The organism is Actinomycetospora straminea (assembly GCF_028737255.1).
Taxonomy (GTDB): domain Bacteria; phylum Actinomycetota; class Actinomycetes; order Mycobacteriales; family Pseudonocardiaceae; genus Actinomycetospora; species Actinomycetospora straminea.
In genome coordinates, this window is sequence record NZ_JAQZAN010000011.1 from 109,461 (window position 1) to 124,610 (window position 15,150).

At 74.7% G+C, this 15,150-nt stretch carries 15 protein-coding genes; 7 read left to right on the forward strand and 8 right to left on the reverse strand.

What is annotated here, in order from left to right; all coding sequences use genetic code 11:
- The first annotated feature begins 32 nt into the window (after positions 1-32).
- Entirely contained in the window at positions 33-836 is an 804-nt protein-coding gene (locus tag PH190_RS16265) for a SirB1 family protein (protein ID WP_274232579.1), read from the forward strand.
- Positions 837-942: 106 nt separating this feature from the next.
- The gene (locus tag PH190_RS16270; RefSeq protein ID WP_274232580.1) at positions 943-1,479 is read left to right on the forward strand and encodes a PadR family transcriptional regulator; all 537 of its coding nucleotides are present in this window, start codon (positions 943-945) and stop codon (positions 1,477-1,479) included.
- 1 nt (position 1,480) lies between these two features.
- Here PH190_RS16270 and PH190_RS16275 read toward each other — a convergent pair whose 3' ends face one another.
- The 3 genes from PH190_RS16275 to macS are packed head-to-tail and all read right to left on the reverse strand — an operon-like array spanning position 1,481 to position 4,042.
- Positions 1,481-2,173: a VC0807 family protein gene (locus PH190_RS16275; RefSeq protein WP_274232581.1), complete on the reverse strand. Its 693-nt coding sequence runs from the start codon at positions 2,171-2,173 to the stop codon at positions 1,481-1,483.
- Between the two features lie 46 nt (positions 2,174-2,219).
- Positions 2,220-2,846 carry a response regulator gene (locus PH190_RS16280; protein ID WP_274232657.1) on the reverse strand — a complete coding sequence of 209 codons (627 nt, stop codon included), beginning with the start codon at positions 2,844-2,846 and terminating at the stop codon, positions 2,220-2,222.
- Positions 2,847-2,857: 11 nt separating this feature from the next.
- The gene (macS, locus tag PH190_RS16285; RefSeq protein WP_274232582.1) at positions 2,858-4,042 is read right to left on the reverse strand and encodes a MacS family sensor histidine kinase; all 1,185 of its coding nucleotides are present in this window, start codon (positions 4,040-4,042) and stop codon (positions 2,858-2,860) included.
- Positions 4,043-4,318: 276 nt separating this feature from the next.
- Between macS and PH190_RS16290 the strand changes: the two genes are divergently transcribed.
- On the forward strand, positions 4,319-5,461 hold the full coding sequence (locus PH190_RS16290) for a hypothetical protein (RefSeq protein WP_274232583.1): 1,143 nt from the start codon (positions 4,319-4,321) through the stop codon (positions 5,459-5,461).
- Here the strand turns inward: PH190_RS16290 and PH190_RS16295 are convergent.
- Positions 5,458-5,979, reverse strand: coding sequence for a hemerythrin domain-containing protein (locus PH190_RS16295; protein ID WP_274232584.1), 522 nt, complete (start codon positions 5,977-5,979; stop codon positions 5,458-5,460). The two genes, PH190_RS16290 and PH190_RS16295, sit on opposite strands and share 4 nt — an antisense overlap.
- Positions 5,980-6,051: 72 nt before the next feature.
- Positions 6,052-7,278 (reverse strand): hypothetical protein, encoded by a 1,227-nt coding sequence (locus PH190_RS16300; RefSeq protein WP_274232585.1) that lies wholly within the window; start codon positions 7,276-7,278, stop codon positions 6,052-6,054.
- Between the two features lie 159 nt (positions 7,279-7,437).
- Here PH190_RS16300 and PH190_RS16305 point away from each other — a divergent pair, with 159 nt between their 5' ends.
- A complete protein-coding gene (locus PH190_RS16305; RefSeq protein WP_116708087.1) occupies positions 7,438-7,755 on the forward strand; it encodes an adhesin in 318 nt (105 codons plus the stop codon).
- 42 nt (positions 7,756-7,797) lie between these two features.
- On the opposite strand, the gene PH190_RS16310 is transcribed toward PH190_RS16305, so the two are convergent.
- The gene (locus PH190_RS16310) at positions 7,798-8,781 is read right to left on the reverse strand and encodes a DUF6925 family protein (protein WP_274232586.1); all 984 of its coding nucleotides are present in this window, start codon (positions 8,779-8,781) and stop codon (positions 7,798-7,800) included.
- 1 nt (position 8,782) lies between these two features.
- A complete protein-coding gene (gene valS, locus PH190_RS16315) occupies positions 8,783-11,350 on the reverse strand; it encodes a valine--tRNA ligase (RefSeq protein WP_274232587.1) in 2,568 nt (855 codons plus the stop codon).
- Between the two features lie 83 nt (positions 11,351-11,433).
- Between valS and PH190_RS16320 the strand changes: the two genes are divergently transcribed.
- From PH190_RS16320 to PH190_RS16330, 3 genes are all read left to right on the forward strand, one after another.
- Positions 11,434-12,399, forward strand: a complete 966-nt coding sequence (locus PH190_RS16320; protein WP_337993820.1) for an NADP-dependent oxidoreductase — start codon at positions 11,434-11,436, stop codon at positions 12,397-12,399.
- Between the two features lie 397 nt (positions 12,400-12,796).
- Positions 12,797-13,288 carry a hypothetical protein gene (locus tag PH190_RS16325; RefSeq protein ID WP_274232588.1) on the forward strand — a complete coding sequence of 164 codons (492 nt, stop codon included), beginning with the start codon at positions 12,797-12,799 and terminating at the stop codon, positions 13,286-13,288.
- Positions 13,289-13,367: 79 nt separating this feature from the next.
- The gene (locus tag PH190_RS16330; RefSeq protein ID WP_274232589.1) at positions 13,368-14,357 is read left to right on the forward strand and encodes a hypothetical protein; all 990 of its coding nucleotides are present in this window, start codon (positions 13,368-13,370) and stop codon (positions 14,355-14,357) included.
- A gap of 1 nt (position 14,358) precedes the next feature.
- Here PH190_RS16330 and PH190_RS16335 read toward each other — a convergent pair whose 3' ends face one another.
- Positions 14,359-15,135: a maleylpyruvate isomerase family mycothiol-dependent enzyme gene (locus tag PH190_RS16335; RefSeq protein WP_274232590.1), complete on the reverse strand. Its 777-nt coding sequence runs from the start codon at positions 15,133-15,135 to the stop codon at positions 14,359-14,361.
- Between the last annotated feature and the right edge of the window lie 15 nt (positions 15,136-15,150).

Genomic DNA, 15,150 nt, shown 5'->3' on the forward strand with positions numbered 1-15,150 from the left:
GCGCCGTGCCCACGCAGGGCAGGATGCGCGGGATGGACGACGACGGAGCTCGCCGTGCGGCCGTCGACGACGCCGTGGACCGCTTCCTGGCCCTCGTCCGCGACGGCGAGCCCGACCTCCTCGCGGCGGTCCTCGAGATCGCCCGCGCCGCGGACCCCGCCGCCGACGTCGCGGGGGCGCGCGCCGAGCTCGACCGTCTGGCCGCCGGGGTCACCGACCTCGACGGCCTCGTGCGCCGCCTCTACGTCGAGGAGGGCTTCCACGGGAACCGCGACGACTACTACGACCCGGCGAACTCCTCGCTGACCGAGGTCCTCGCCCGCCGCACCGGCATCCCGATCACGCTGGCGGTGGTGTGCCTCGAGGTGGGCCGGCGGGCCGGGATCGAGCTCGAGCCGGTGGGGATGCCCGGGCACTTCCTCGTGCACCCCGTCACGTCCCTGCAGCACCTCGACCCGTTCACCGGCGAGATGCTCGACCGCGAGCAGTGCATCCGCCGCTTCCGCGAGTCCACGGGGCTCGGACCCGACGTGCCGTTCGACGACACGGTGCTCGAACCGATCGGCACCGAGGCCGTACTCGTGCGCATGCTGACGAACCTGCGCGGCATCCACCGTGCCCGCGGCGACCTCGCCGAGCTCGGCTGGGTGCTGCGCATGCGGATGGGGCTGCCGGGGGTGAGCGCGGTCGAGGTGGCCGAGCTCGCCGAGGTCCGGGGCCGGCGCGCCGCCTTCCGCGAGGCCGCCGACCTGCTCGAGGAGTGGGCCGAGGTCCTGCCGCGCGACGCCGAGCCCCTGCGCCGCCACGCCCGCCGCTGGCGCGCCCACCTGAACTGACCGGCCCCATGTGCGTGATCTTCTGAGCTATAGCTCAGAAGATCACGCACATGGGGCCCTGACCTGTCGTACGGGACATGTCCAGGTGGACTGCTAGCGTTCGCCCATGTCACTGCGCCACGCGCTCCTGGGTCTCCTCGCCCACGGACCGGCCAGCGGCTACGACCTCACCCGCGCCTTCGACGGCAGCATCGGCCGCTACGCCTGGCACGCCGGGCACAGCCGCATCTACCCCGAGCTCGCGAAGATGACGGAGGCCGGGCAGGTCGTCGTCGAGAAGACCGGGCCGCGCGGGCGGAAGACCTACACGCTCACCGACGACGGCCGCCTCGAGCTGCGGCGCTGGATGCTGCACTGGCCCGAGCAGACCACCGTGCGCGACGAGACGGTCCTGCGGATGTTCCTCGTCCAGTCGCTCGAGCCCGACGACGCCCGCCGGCTGCTCGAGGGCATCGCCGCGCACTGCGCGGACCGGATCGCGGAGCTGCGGCCGGTGATGGAGGCCGAGGACGCCGAGCACCCGCCGGGAGCGGAGGTGCCCTTCGGCCGGCTCGCCGGTGAGTACGGGCTGCGCCAGTACGAGGCCGTGCACGGCTGGGCGCGGTGGAGCCTGGAGCGGCTCGGGGCGAGGGTGCCCGGGTGAGTCAATCGGACGGTCGGGTCGCCCCGGTGGGCTCCTGCGCGTGCGCCTCGGCCCACGCGCGGGCCTTCGGTCCGGCCTGCGCGCCGTACCAGCCGTTCCAGATCGACAGCCCGACGATCGTGACGACGAGCATCGCCGTCGAGAGCCCGACCATGACGTCGGGCGGTACCAGGTAGATCAGCGGCACGCGCACGATCGCCAGGAGCAGCAGGCCGACCCCCCACACCACGGCCGAGACGCGGAACGTGCGACGCACGGGCGGCAGCGTCCGGTAGTACTCGGCCATCTCGCGGGCCTTCTGTGGCTGGGAGGTCTGGAACGCCGAGAGCGTGAGCGGCGTGGCGCCCAGGAGGCTCGCGAGGAAGACCAGGCCGACCAGCCCGGTGGTCAACGAGTCGGTGACCAGCAGGAACCGCGGGTCGCCGTCGACGAACGCCAGCGCGAGCCCGACGCCGAACACCGTCAGCATCAGCGCGGCGAACCACGTGACCCGCTGCGTGCACACCGCCACCCACACCAGCCGCACCCCCGCGACCAGCGAGGCGACGAGCAGGGCCACCCAGTCGGTCGCGCCCACCAGCCGCAGCGCGTAGTAGGCGACGAGCGGCGCCCCGACGTCGAGGAACAGGCCGGAGAACTGCTGCAGGACCGAGTAGCCGGACTCGTCGTCGGCCTCGCTCTTCCCGTGCTCCACGGGAGCAGCGTCCACCTGTCCATCGCGACATGTCAAATAAGACATGTCACCCGTCGGCGTCCAGACCGCGCTCGATGGCGTACCTCGTCAGCTCGACGCGGTTGGTGAGCTGGAGCTTGCGCAGGGAGTTCTGGACGTGGTTCTCCACCGTGCGGTGCGAGAGCGTCAGGCGGGCCGCGATCGCGCGGGCGGTGAGGCCCTTGGCGACGAGGCGGAGCACCTCGGTCTCGCGCGGCGTGAGCTGCGGGGCGTCGGGGGCCTCGGTCTCGCGACGCCGGTACTCGCCGAGCACGAGCCCCGCGAGGCCGGGCGAGAAGACGGCCTGCCCGGCGGCGGTGCGGGTGATCGCGTCGACCAGCTCGTCCATGCCGGCGGACTTGACGAGGTAGCCCGACGCCCCGGCGCGCACGGCCTCGATGACGTCGCCGTGCTCGGTGCTGGCCGAGAGCACGAGCACGCGGGTGTCGGGCAGCGCCGTCCGGATCCGCTCCGTCGCCTGCGCGCCGGACAGCTCCGGTAGCTGGAGGTCCATGAGCACGACGTCGGGGCGCACGGCCTTCGCGATGCGCACCGCGGCGGCACCGTCGGGCGCGGTGGCGACGACGTCGACCTCCCGCTCGGCGAGGTCGCGGGCGACGCCCTCGCGCCAGATCGGGTGGTCGTCGACGACCATGACCCGCACCGTCACGGCTTCCTCCCGCTCCGCGCCGACGACCGCGGCACGACGATCTCCCACTCGGTGCCCTCACCGGGCCCGGTCTGCAGCGTGATGGTGCCGCCCAGGGCGTCCACCCGTCCCCGCATCGACCCGGCCACGCCCAGGTGCCCCTCGGCCACGGCCTCGTCCAGCCGGCCGTCGGGGATGCCGACGCCGTCGTCGCGCAGGCTCACCGTGACCGCGGCCGGGTCGTCCTCCACGAGCACCCACAGCCCGGCATCGGCGCCCGCGTGGGCGGCGGCGTTGCCCGCGCCCTCGCGCACCACCGCGGCCAGCTCGTCGACGACCGTCGCGGGCAGGAGCACCGGCGCCGCGGGCACGGCGAGCGACGCGTGGGCGGGCAGGACCCCGGCGAGCCGCGAGGACAGGTCGACCGTGCCGTCGGGCCCCGGCGTCGGCGGCGCCGAGGTGATCAACCGGCGCAGCGCGACCTCCTGCTCGCCGGCGAGGCGGGCGAGCTCGAGGCCGGGGGCGGTGTCGTGCGGGGTGCTCGTCCTGGCCAGCTCGTCGCCCCGACGGCGGACGAGCGCGAGGACCTGCAGCACGCCGTCGTGGATGTCGCGGGCGAGGCGCTCGCGCTCGGCGGTGGCGGCCTCGCGGGCCGCGGCGGCGCGCAGCTGCTCGACCGAGCGCCGCATGGTGTCGGCCGCGAGCCCGACCGCGAGCCCAGCGATGAGGAGGAGCTGGGCGTCGAAGAGCAGGTCGCCGTCGAGGGCGCGGCGCACGCCGAACAGCACCCCGACCGTGACCACCGCGCCCAGGAGCCCGCCGCGCCACCCGAGCGCGATCGCCATCGCCAGCACCGGGCCCGCCGACCACACCGTCGTGATCACCGAGCCGCCCTGCGCGACGCGGTCCGGGGTGTCGACGAGCAGCGTCGACGCGGTGGCCAGGGCCGTGATCACCAGGTCCGCGACCGCGGTGCCGGCGTCGCCGCGGCGCAGGTAGCGGACCGACGAGACCGCGGTCCACGCGACCATCACCGCGACCACGGCCACCCCGAGCGCGGGGCGCGCCCACTCGCCGGCGAAGCGCGCGGCGTTGACCAGCGCCGCGACCAGCGTCACCACCCGGTAGACGACGAGGCCGCGCCACAGCGGGACCAGCTGGGGGTGCGCCCGCGCGCGCGGCGAGACGTCGGCGCTCGTCACGACACCTCCCCCGGCGTGGGCGGCGAGCGTAGCGGGCACGGACGCCACCCTCGCCCCGCGCGGGCGCGGGCGGGTGCGGGGAACTACTCAACCGCGGTCACGCGTCGTTCCGTGGACGGGAGCCACCGGTCACCGGCCAATCGACGAACGGCCTACCGCGAGGTATCGATCGTGGCAGAAGATCCCGGAAGGGCTAACGCTGCGCCACGTTGAGCCGAACAGTCGAGCATCAGTACGCCTGCTCGGACCACGTCGGGCGCCACCGGAGGGGGACTCATGGATCGATGGACGATGATCGTCGAGGCGGTGCCCGGTGCCCTGCGTGCGATCCGGGTCGACGACGAGGACCACCGCCCGATCGACGTCGACCTCGTCGACGGTGACGCCGGGACGCTCGGCGAGTCGCTGACCGCGGCCGTCGCGAGCGAGGACGGCCCGCCCGAGCACCTCGTCCTGGTCGTACCCGGCGACCTCGACCAGCACCGCTTCACCACCCTCACCGAGGCCGCCGAGCTCGCCGGCCTCCCCGACCCGTCCTGGCTGCCGGAGGCCGTCGCGTTCGCGGGCGCCCGTCTCGTGACCCTGGCGGCGGGCCTGCCGGTGGTGGTGGTCGACGCGCGCGGCGACGAGCCCGTCGTCTGGCGGGTACGCACCACGGACGACGGCGTGGAGATCGGCACCGACGGCGCGCGCGAGCTCGGCACCCGGCTCGACGCGCTGCTCACCGGGGTCGTGCACGCGAAGCTCGCCGTCGTCGCGCCCGACATCGCCGAGGCGCTGCGCCGGCGCACCGACCCCGTCGGCCGCCGCGACGCCGCCCACCTCGGGCGGGAGCTGCGCGAGGCCCGCCGGCTGATGTGCTCCACCGACGGCGAGGAGCTGGTGGTGACCGCCGGCGAGGCCGAGGTCTACCTCGACCGCCAGGAGTTCACCGACCTCCTCGAGCACGCCCTGCACGACACCGCCGACGCGGCCGAGGGCGCCCGCCCGGCGCAGACGATCGTCGTCGCGGACGAGCACACCGCGGTCGTCGACCACCTGGCCGGCACGTGGCGCGCCACCGTCGTCGCCGCGACCGCGGGCGCGAGCTCGCTGAACGGCGCGGCGGCGCTGGTCCTGCCGCGCCCGCACCTCGTCGACGACCCGTCCCCGACCGACGACCTCCCGCTCCTCGCCCGCACCATGCGGGCGTCGCACGGCACGGCGCTCGTCCGGGTCCCGCGCCCCGTGCCCGTGCCGAGCGGCCCGCCGCGCTGGGCCGTGCCCGCCCTGACGGGCCTGCTCGCGCTGGCCCTCGTGGGCGCCGCGGCGGTGCTCGTGACCGACGACGGCGCCCCGCCCGCCGCCGACGCGGGCGCGTCGGTGCCGGCGACCCCGGTGGAGCCGGTCGGGTTCGACCTCCCGGGCGCGGGTCGCTAGGCCTGGACCGGCGCGGTCACGGCCTCGACGTACTGCTCGGGGTCCTTCTCCTCGAACGACAGCCCGCGCCCCTCGGCGTGCTCGACCTTGAACTGCTCGAACTTCGCCCCGAGCTCCTGGCGGAAGGCGAGCGAGGTGCCCTTGCGGAAGGGCGCGAGGTCGTCGCGCTCCTCCTCGGCCATGTGGTGGTTGTTCGCCTGGTCGGTCTCGTCGATGGCGTCCCACCACTCCTGGCTGCCGACGGTGGCGTTCCGCGCCTTCTCGGTGCCCTCGCGGATCTCGTCGTGGTCGCCGACGGCGTCCTCGGTCGCGGACGCGTCCTCGTCGTCGACGCGGCGCGCCATCGAGGGGTAGAAGTGCTGCTCCTCGGCCGACGCGTGGATCTCCAGCTGGATCGCCAGCGAGGTCCACACCTTCTCGGCCTCCTCGGGCTGATCCCGCAGGTCGGCGAGCTTGAGGAACTGGCGCCGGAACCAGTCGTGGTCGTCGAGGATCATCTCGGTGATGTCGGCGGACATGAGGACCTTCCGTTCGCGTGGTGGCGTGCCGGTCGTACCCCGAGCCCGACGGGAGCAACCGGTAGGCCAGCCTCACCTCGCGTGGACGGACCCCGCGGCGTCGACGAACCACACCTCGGCCCGCGCGCCCGCCAGCGACGCCGCCCGCTGCTCGGCCAGGCTGCGGTAACGGCGGGTGTCGGGCAGGGCGATGACGATCCGCGCCCGCGGGTGTGCCCGACGTCGCTCCGCCGCGGCGTGCTCGGCGGCGGAGAACCAGTCGCCGGCGATCGTCGTCGGGTGCGTCCGTGCCCCGTCGGCGGGCCAGCCGGTGACCTCGACGTGCACGTCGTCGCCGTCCAGCGAGGCGACGAGGTCCCGGGCCGGGCCGGTGCCGTCCACCGTCGCCCAGCGCAGCGTCGCCCCCCGCCGCACGAGCCACCCGGCGACCAGCGCCTGCACGTTGACCACCCGCGACCACGCCTGCAGCGCGTCGTACGGCGGGGGGTCGTAGGTGGGGGAGGACGCGGGCGGTGGGTGGACCTCGTGCTCGGCCGCTCCCGACGGCTCCTCGACCGCCTCCTCGATCGGTGGTGCGACGACCGCGTCGACATGGTCCTCGGCGGGCGCCGCGCCGTTGCTGCTCGCCGTCGCGGCCGCGGCGTCCTTGCCCGGGGCCCTGCGCCGCGTCCGGGCCTGCGGAGCCGGCGCCTCCTCGACCGTGCTCGACGCGCTCGACGCGCGGGCAGGAGCGGTCTCCTCGACCGTGTCGGCCTTCGCCCGCGAGCGACGCGTCGTCCGAGCTGCCGGCGGTACCGGGTCGGTCGCCGGAGTCGCGTCGGTCCCCGGAGCATCGGACGGAGGGGGGACGGGGTCGACGCTCGCGGCCGGTCCGGCCGCTGCTGGTGCCTCGGGTCCTGAGGCGTCGGACGCAGCGTCGACCGCCCCGTCCTCCGCGGCGGGCTCGGTCGCCGGAGACGCTTTGCTTCCCGGAGCGACCGGAGCAGCGAGGGAGTCCGCCGCCGCGGCCGGCTCGCCCGCCGCGGGTGCTCCGGCTTGCGCAGCATCCGACGAGGGAGGCGCGACCGCCGCGACCGCCCGGCTCGCCGTGGTGCCGCGGCCCTGGCCGCCCGCCGCCCGCCGCTTCCGCCGCGGTGGCGCCGGCAGGCGGTTGAGGATCGGCCGGGTGCCGACGCGCTCGAGCGCGCCCTCGGCGGCCAGGCGCCGGCAGAGCTGGTTGACGGTCTGGGTGCGGACGCCGTCGCCGAGCTCGCGTGCCAGCGCGGCGTCGGACAGGCCGTCCGGTGACGCGGTGAGCATTCGGAGGACAGCAGCGCGCCGTTCGGTGGGGTCGGGGCTCACCGGGAGGGCCATCCTGTCGTTCCCCTCCGTGTTCGACGCGTGGAGCTGGGGATCCGTCGCGTGACGGCACGCGCATCCACGTGCGTGACCAATCCGTGACCCGTATGGTAACGAGGCATGCTGGCACTGACGGAGACGGCGGCCGAGGCCATCTCGACCATCCTCGAGTCCAACGAGATGCCCGAGGGGTCGGGTCTGCGCATCGCGGCCACCCCCAACATGGCGGAGGAGGGCCTCGAGCTCTCGGTCGCCCCGACGCCCGCCGCGGACGACACCGTGCTCGAGGGCGGCGGCGCCGTCATCTTCCTCGAGCCGCAGGCCGCGTCGGCCCTGGACGACAAGGTCCTCGACGTCGAGCGGGTGCCCGACGCCGAGCGCGGTGACGGGGACGAGTTCCGCTTCGCCATCACGCCGCAGTCCGAGCTCCAGGACTGAGCTCGGGCCCGGTCAGGGCCGCCGGGGCCGCCCCGGCGCTCCTCATCCCTGCGCCGGGTCGTGGGTGAGCGGCTGCCCGTCGCCCTCGACCCGCTCCCGCGGGAGCACCGCCCGCCACCCCGGCAGATGCGGATGGTCGGGCTCCAGCTCCTCGCACTGACGCAGCGCCAGCTCCACCGCCGCCCGGTACGCGCGGTCCCGCGCCCACGCCGGCGGTGCCGTCGACGTCGCCAGCGCCTCGGCCACCGCCGCCTTCGCCGCGACCGCCTCCGGGTCGCCGTACCGCGCGAGCACCTCCTGCGCGCGCCGGTGCCGTTCGGGCCGCGCCGGGATCCGGCGGCCGTCGACCGCCCGGGTCGGGTGCGGCAGGTGGAGCGTCGCGCCCGGGACGTGGCCGGCGGGGACCGGGTCGGTCGCGGCGTGCGTCCGGCCGTGCGCGAGCAGCCGCGGCAGCAGGTGGGTGTGCGGCCCGTCGGGACTCGTCCCGTCGGGCGGCGGGATCGGCGTGAACACCTCGAGCCGCGCCACCCCCGTGCGGAACACCCGGTGCGGGCCGGCCTCGACCAGCGCGCCCGCGACCGCGCCGGCCTCGCTCAGCGGCCGCCCCTCGACCGACCGCAAGGTCGCCAGCAGAGCCGCATCGCGGGTGCGCACGCACGCCTCGAGGTGCGGCGCGCCGACCCCGAGGTCGACGAGCACCGCGTCGCGGTCCTCGTCGCGCAGCGCGTCGACGTCGGGACCGAGCTCCGTGACCACCGAGCGCCCGCCCGCGGGCCGGACCAGGCACAGCGCCACGGCCTGGCTCCAGCTCTCACCCGCGCGCCGCTCCCACGCGACGGGCCGGACGTCCTCGGTCAGCCGGACGTCGACGCCGCCGCGCGGGGTGACAACGGTGGCGCGGCCCGGCGCGTGCGTGACCTCGGCCGGCTCCTCGGGGTCGCGCAGGAACTCGGCGAGGGCGCCGAAGGTCCCCACGCTCCAGCCGGCGTCGGGGTCGTCGACCCACGCCAGGAGGTCGGCGGCCACCTCAGGCCGTCGGGGCGCCGACCGTGGTGACGAGCTCGCCGTCCGACGACACGACGAGCTCGACGTCGCGCACCCGCCCGGCCGCCCGGACGTCCGCGAGGGCCTCCCGCAGCGCCTCGAGCGCGGCCGGCGCCGCCTGGACCGACAGGCTCTCGACCTCGGTGCGGATCGACAGCTTCTGCTCGGACTTCGCCCGCCGGATGCCGCCGATGACGTCGGACGCCACCGAGAGGACCTGCGGGTCGGCCTCGGCCGAGGTCGCGAGCTCGTGGATGTCGGGCCAGGCCGCGAGGTGCACCGAGCCCTCCTGCCACCACGACCAGACCTCCTCGGCGACGAACGGCAGCACCGGCGCGAACAGCCGCTGCAGGACGCGCAACGCCGCCGCGAGCGTGGCGCGCGCCGAGTCGCGGCCGGCCTCGTCGAACTCGCCGTACGCGCGGGACTTGACCAGTTCGAGGTAGTCGTCGCAGAAGAACCAGAAGAACTGCTCGGTGACCTCGAGGGCCACGGCGTAGTCGTAGTCGTCGAGCGCCGCGGTCGCCTTCTCGACGACCTCGGTGAGCCGGGCGAGCAGTGCGCGGTCCAGCGGCGTCGACACCGCGGACAGGTCGGGCTCGCCGGCGTCCACGCCGACCCCGAGGATGAACTTCGAGGCGTTGAGCAGCTTCATCGCGAGCCGCCGGCCGACCTTCATCTGCCCGCGGTCGAAGGCCGTGTCGACGCCGGGACGTCCGCCGGCGGCCCAGTAGCGCACCGCGTCCGACCCGAACTCCTCGAGCAGCCCCATCGGCGTGACGACGTTGCCCTTGGACTTCGACATCTTCTTGCGGTCCGGGTCGAGGATCCAGCCGGACAGCGCGGCGTGCGCCCACGGCAGGCTGTCGTGCTCGAGGTGGCTGCGCAGCACCGTCGAGAACAACCAGGTGCGGATGATGTCGTGGCCCTGCGGGCGCAGGTCCATCGGGAACACGCGCGCGAACAGGTCGTCGTCGACGCTCCACAGCCCCGCGATCTGCGGGGTCAGCGACGAGGTGGCCCAGGTGTCGAGGACGTCGGGGTCACCGGTGAAGCCGCCGGGGACGTCGCGCTGCTCGGCGGTGTAGCCGGGCGGGACGTCGGTGGTCGGGTCGACCGGCAGCGCGGCGTCGTCCGGCGTCAGCGGCTTGTCCGGGATGACCTCGCCCTCGCCGTCGAGCGGGTACCAGACGGGCACCGGGACGCCGAAGAAGCGCTGGCGGCTGACCAGCCAGTCGCCGTTGAGGCCGCGCACCCAGTCCTCGTAGCGGTGGCGCATGTACTCCGGGTGCCACCGCAGCTCGCGACCGCGGGCGAGCATCTCGTCGCGGACCGAGGCCTCGCGGCCGCCGTTGCGGATGTACCACTGCCGGCTGGAGACGATCTCGAGCGGCTTGTCGCCCTTCTCGTAGAACTTCACCGGGCGGGTCACCGGGCGGACGTCACCGACCAGCTCGCCGGTCTCCTGCAGCATCGCGACGATCCGCTCCTTGGCGGTGTGCACCGTCGCGCCGGCGACCTGCTCCCAGCGCTGCCGCCCGGCCTCCGAGGTGATCCAGTCCGGGGTGTCGCGCAGCAGGCGACCGTCGCGGTTGATCACCGTGCGGTTGGGCAGGTCGAGCTCGCGCCACCACTGGACGTCGGTGAGGTCGCCGAACGTGCAGCACATCGCGATGCCGGCGCCGCGCTCCATCTCGGCGGCCGGGTGCGCCAGCACCGGGACCTCGACGTCGAACAGCGGCGAGCGCACCGTCGTGCCGAACAGCGGCTGGTAGCGCTCGTCGTCGGGGTGCGCGATGAGCGCGACGCACGCCGGGATCAGCTCGGGGCGCGTGGTCTCGATGTACGTCGGCCCCGACGCGCCGTGGTAGGCGATCCGGTGCCACGCGCCGGTGTGCTCGCGGTCCTCGAGCTCGGCCTGCGCCACGGCCGTGCGGAACGTGACGTCCCACAGCGTCGGGGCCATCGAGACGTAGGCCTGGCCGCGCTCGACGTTGCGCAGGAACGCGCGCTGGCTGATCGCGCGTGCCCGGGCGTCGATGGTCTGGTAGCCGTGCGACCAGTCGACCGACAGGCCGTTGCGGCGCCACAGCGCCTCGAACGCCTTCTCGTCCTCGGCGGTCAGCGTCTCGCAGAGCTCGACGAAGTTCTTCCGCGACACCGGGATCTGCTGCTTGCCGGGCTTCTCGGGCGGGGTGAAGTCCGGGTCGTAGGGCAGGCTCGGCTCGCAGCGCACGCCGTAGAAGTTCTGCACCCGGCGCTCGGTGGGCAGGCCGTTGTCGTCCCAGCCCATGGGGTAGAAGACCTTCTTGCCCCGCATGCGCTGGAAGCGGGCGACGATGTCGGTGTGGGTGTAGCTGAACACGTGCCCGACGTGCAGCGACCCCGAGACCGTCGGCGGCGGGGTGTCGACGGAGAACACCTGCTCGCGCGTCGCCGACCGGTCGAACGCGTAGGTGCCCTCGTCCTCCCATACGCGCGCCCACCGGTCCTCGAGGCCGTCGAGGGTCGGCTTCTCGGGCACACGCGTGCCGGGGTCGGACTGCACCATGACGCCCAGTTTACCGAGGGGTCCCCAGTCACTTCCGGCCTGCTCAGGGTGTGCGTCCCGGGGTCGCCGGGCACGTCTCGACCATGACGGCGACGACCACCCCGGCCACGATGCGACGGATCACCCAGGACGCCCCTGGCGGGCCGGAGGTCCTGCGCGTCGAGGAGGCGCCGGTCCCCGAGCCGATCCCCACCGAGATTCGCGTGCGGGTGACGGCGGCCGGCGTGAACCCGGTCGACACGAAGGTGCGCGCGGGCGGCGCCGGGCTCGGTGACGACATGACCGCGCCGCCCTTCACCGTGGGCTGGGACGTCGCCGGCGTGGTCGACGCCGTGGGCATGGGCGTCACGCGCTTCGCCGTCGGCGACCGCGTGTTCGGCATGCCGTGGTTCCCGCGGCAGGCCGGCGGCTACGGCGAGTACGTGACGGCCCCGTCGCGGCACTTCGCGCCCATCCCCGACGGTGTCGACGACGTCACCGCCGCTGCGCTCCCGCTCGCCGGCCTCACCGCCTGGCAGATCCTCGTCGACACCGCCGACGTACAGCGCGACCAGCGGGTGCTGATCCACGCCGCGGGCGGCGGGGTCGGGCACCTCGCGGTGCAGATCGCGAAGACCCGGGGTGCGCACGTCGTCGGCACCGCCTCGGCCGGCAAGCACGCCGACCTCGTCGCCCTCGGTCTGGACGAGGCGATCGACCACCACACCGAGGAGATCGCCGAGGCCACCCGGGACATCGACGTCGCGGTCGACCTCACCGAGGTCAACGGGCCCTCGTCGCTGGCCGTCCTGCGCCGCGGTGGGCTCGTGGTGTGCGTGCCGTCGGGCGTCCCCGAGGGGCTGGCCGAGCAGGCGGAGGCCGAGGGCAAGCGGGTCACCGACTTCCTCGTCGAGCCCGACGGCGTCGCGCTGACGGGCATCGCGCGGCTGATCGCCGAGGACGTGCTGACCGTCCGGATCGCCGGCACCTTCCCGCTCGAGGAGGCCGCCGCCGCGCACCGCGAGCTCGAGAAGGGCTCGACGGCCGGCAAGCTCGTGCTCACGCTGTGACAGCGCCGCGCATTCGCGGCAACAGTTCTCGGGAAATCGTGGACATGACCGTCCACGCCCTCTAATGTCGTTCTCGACACGGAGAGGAGGTGGAGACGATGTTGACGACAGACACCGACTATCGGGTGACGCACATCGTCGCCACCGGCCCCCTGTCGTTCGTGGACTGCTGAGCCCCGGCGCTCCGCACTCTCCCGCGCCGGCTGGCTCGGCGACGTCTTCGCTGCTCAGGTCGCGTGCCGGCCGTCGGCTGGTCCCGTCGGGGACCGCCGACGGCGCGGACGGACGCGCATTCCGCGCCATTCCTCGGCCATTCCGTGCCATTCCGTGCCGTTCTGGGCCGTTCTGCAGCGCCATTCTCGGCGCTCGATCCTGCGCGTCCGAGAGGGGGCACGTCATGAGCTGGATCTTCCGCAAGATGTCCTTCCCGATGCTGCCCTCGTTCCGGGGCCGCGCCGAGCAGCGCCGTCACGAGGCCATCGCGCACGCGTTCGAGACCGACCTGCGCCGCGAGTTCCGGGCTGCCTGCGAGTACCTCGGGGTGCGCAGGAAGACCCACGTCCCGGCCGGGGTCACGATCACCTGCCCGCGGATCGGTTTCGTGCAGATGGGCCCGCCGACGGTGTTCTCCGTCGAGCTCATGGCGGGCATGGTCCCGGCGGACCTGGTCCCGCCGGCCCAGCGGGTCGCGCAGGCCATCGGCGGTCGCGGCGTGCGGTTCGAGCCGTTCGCCGGGCGCTGGCTGCGCGTGGTGGTGCTGGACGACCCGGACCCGCCCGCGGACCACGACGATCCTCATCGCCCTGGTCCGCGGCGGGTCCGGCATCGGCCGCTCGTCGTGCCGTGTCCCGCACCGCCGCCGTTCACTCGTTCCGGTGAGAGGCGCTAACGGATCGCGAGCCCCGACGACATGTGCGGCAGGTCCGCCGCTCGGTGGATACCACGCATCTCGTCGGGGGATCGCCACCATGACCACTGTCCAGCCGCCGCGCCACCGTGCTCCCGCCGGGACCCGCGAGCCGCACCCGTCGGGGCCGGTGGTTTCCCTGCGGCCGGTCGGCACCGAGGACGCCTCGGTCGAGCCGCCCACCGCGCCGATCTCCCGCGCCGCGCTCCACGCCGCGGCCGGGATGCGGGGCGCCCCGGCGGGGCCCGTGGCGGCTCCGGCGATGCCGCCCGCGATGCCGTCCGCGATGCCCCGGCCGGCCGGTCACGCCGCGCCGGTCGCGATGCCGGTCGCCGCCCCGCGCAACGGGCTCGGCATCGCCGGCCTGGTGCTCGGCCTGTGCGGCCTGGTCGTCGGTCTCATCCCCCTGCTCGGGATGGGCGCGATCCTCCTGGGCGTCGTCGGCCTCGTGCTCGGCCTGGTCGGCGTGGCCCGGGCCCGCCGCGGCGCGGCGACCAACACCGGCACCGCCGTCACCGGGGTCGTCGCCTGCGTGCTGGCCGTGGCGCTGGGCATCTGGGGCCTGGTCATCGTCGCCAACGCCTTCACCGAGCTCGACCGCGACCTGTCGGCGATCGGTGCGACCACGCCGGCGGCGAGCGCGCCGGCCGCTCCCGCCGCCCCCGCCACCACGGCCGTGGGCTTCGGCCAGACCTTCACCTACGCCGACGGCCTCGCCGTCTCCGTCAGCGAGCCGGCCTCGTACGACCCCTCGAGGTACGCGGCCGGCAACTCGAACCCTTACGCCTACAGCGTCACGGTCCGCATCACCAACAACACCGGCGCCGCGTTCGACCCGGTGCTGCTCCAGGCCGCGATGTCGACCGGCGGCGCCCCGGCCTCCCAGATCTTCGACGCCGAGACCGGCACGCCGCCGCAGAACCAGCTCCAGCCCGGCCGCACCATGACCTACGAGGTGGCCTTCTCCACCACGACGAACAGCGGCGAGGCCCAGGTCGACATCACCCCGTCCTTCGACCACGAGCCCGCGGTCTTCACCGGCACCCTCTAGATCAGACCCCGCCCTGCTGGCGCCACAGCGTGAGCAGGTCCGCCGCCCCGAGGACGTCGACACCGACGTCCTCGGGGTGTTCGCGGCTGGTGAGCACGGTGAGCAGGGCCCGGGCCGGGCCGCGCACGGCGGTGTCGCTCTTGCGGTGCGCGTGCTCGATCACCGGGCCGCCGGCGCCCAGCGTCACGACCCACTCGCCGGCGTCGCCGATCCCCTCGTCGGTCGCGTGCAGGTGCAGCGTGGCGCCGTCGGCCTGCAGGTCGGGGCGGCGCTGGGCGCTCAGCGCCACCATCGCCAGGTGCTCGTCGACGGCGTCGGCGGCGATCACCGGGTCGACGTCGGTGAGCGGGTCCCGGCCCGCCGCGATCTCGGCGTCGGCGCGGTGCACGAGCGTCTCGTGGCACTGCCGGCGCGCCCAGAACGACACCGGCACCAGCGCGCCGAAGCCGCCGACCAGGGTGTCCTCGCCGGCCGCGCGGATCGCCTGGGTCAGGGTCGCGGCGCCCTCGAGCAGCCAGGTCGACACCTCGTCGTCGGACTCCGGTATCGGCGGGTCGGTCGGCCCCCGGCGCACGAGCTTCTCGCCGGGGCGGGAGACGGTGCCGGCGCACCAGCGGTGGACGGCGCCGAGGTGCTCGGCGAGGTCGCGCGCGGACCACTCCGGGCACGTCGGCACGCGCGCCTCCTGGCCCGCGGCGTGCACGGCGTCGGCGAACGCCGTGGTGTGCAGGACGACCTCGTCGAGGAAGCGCTCCGTGGTGGGCACGGTGATGGGCACGGAGGCATCCTCGCG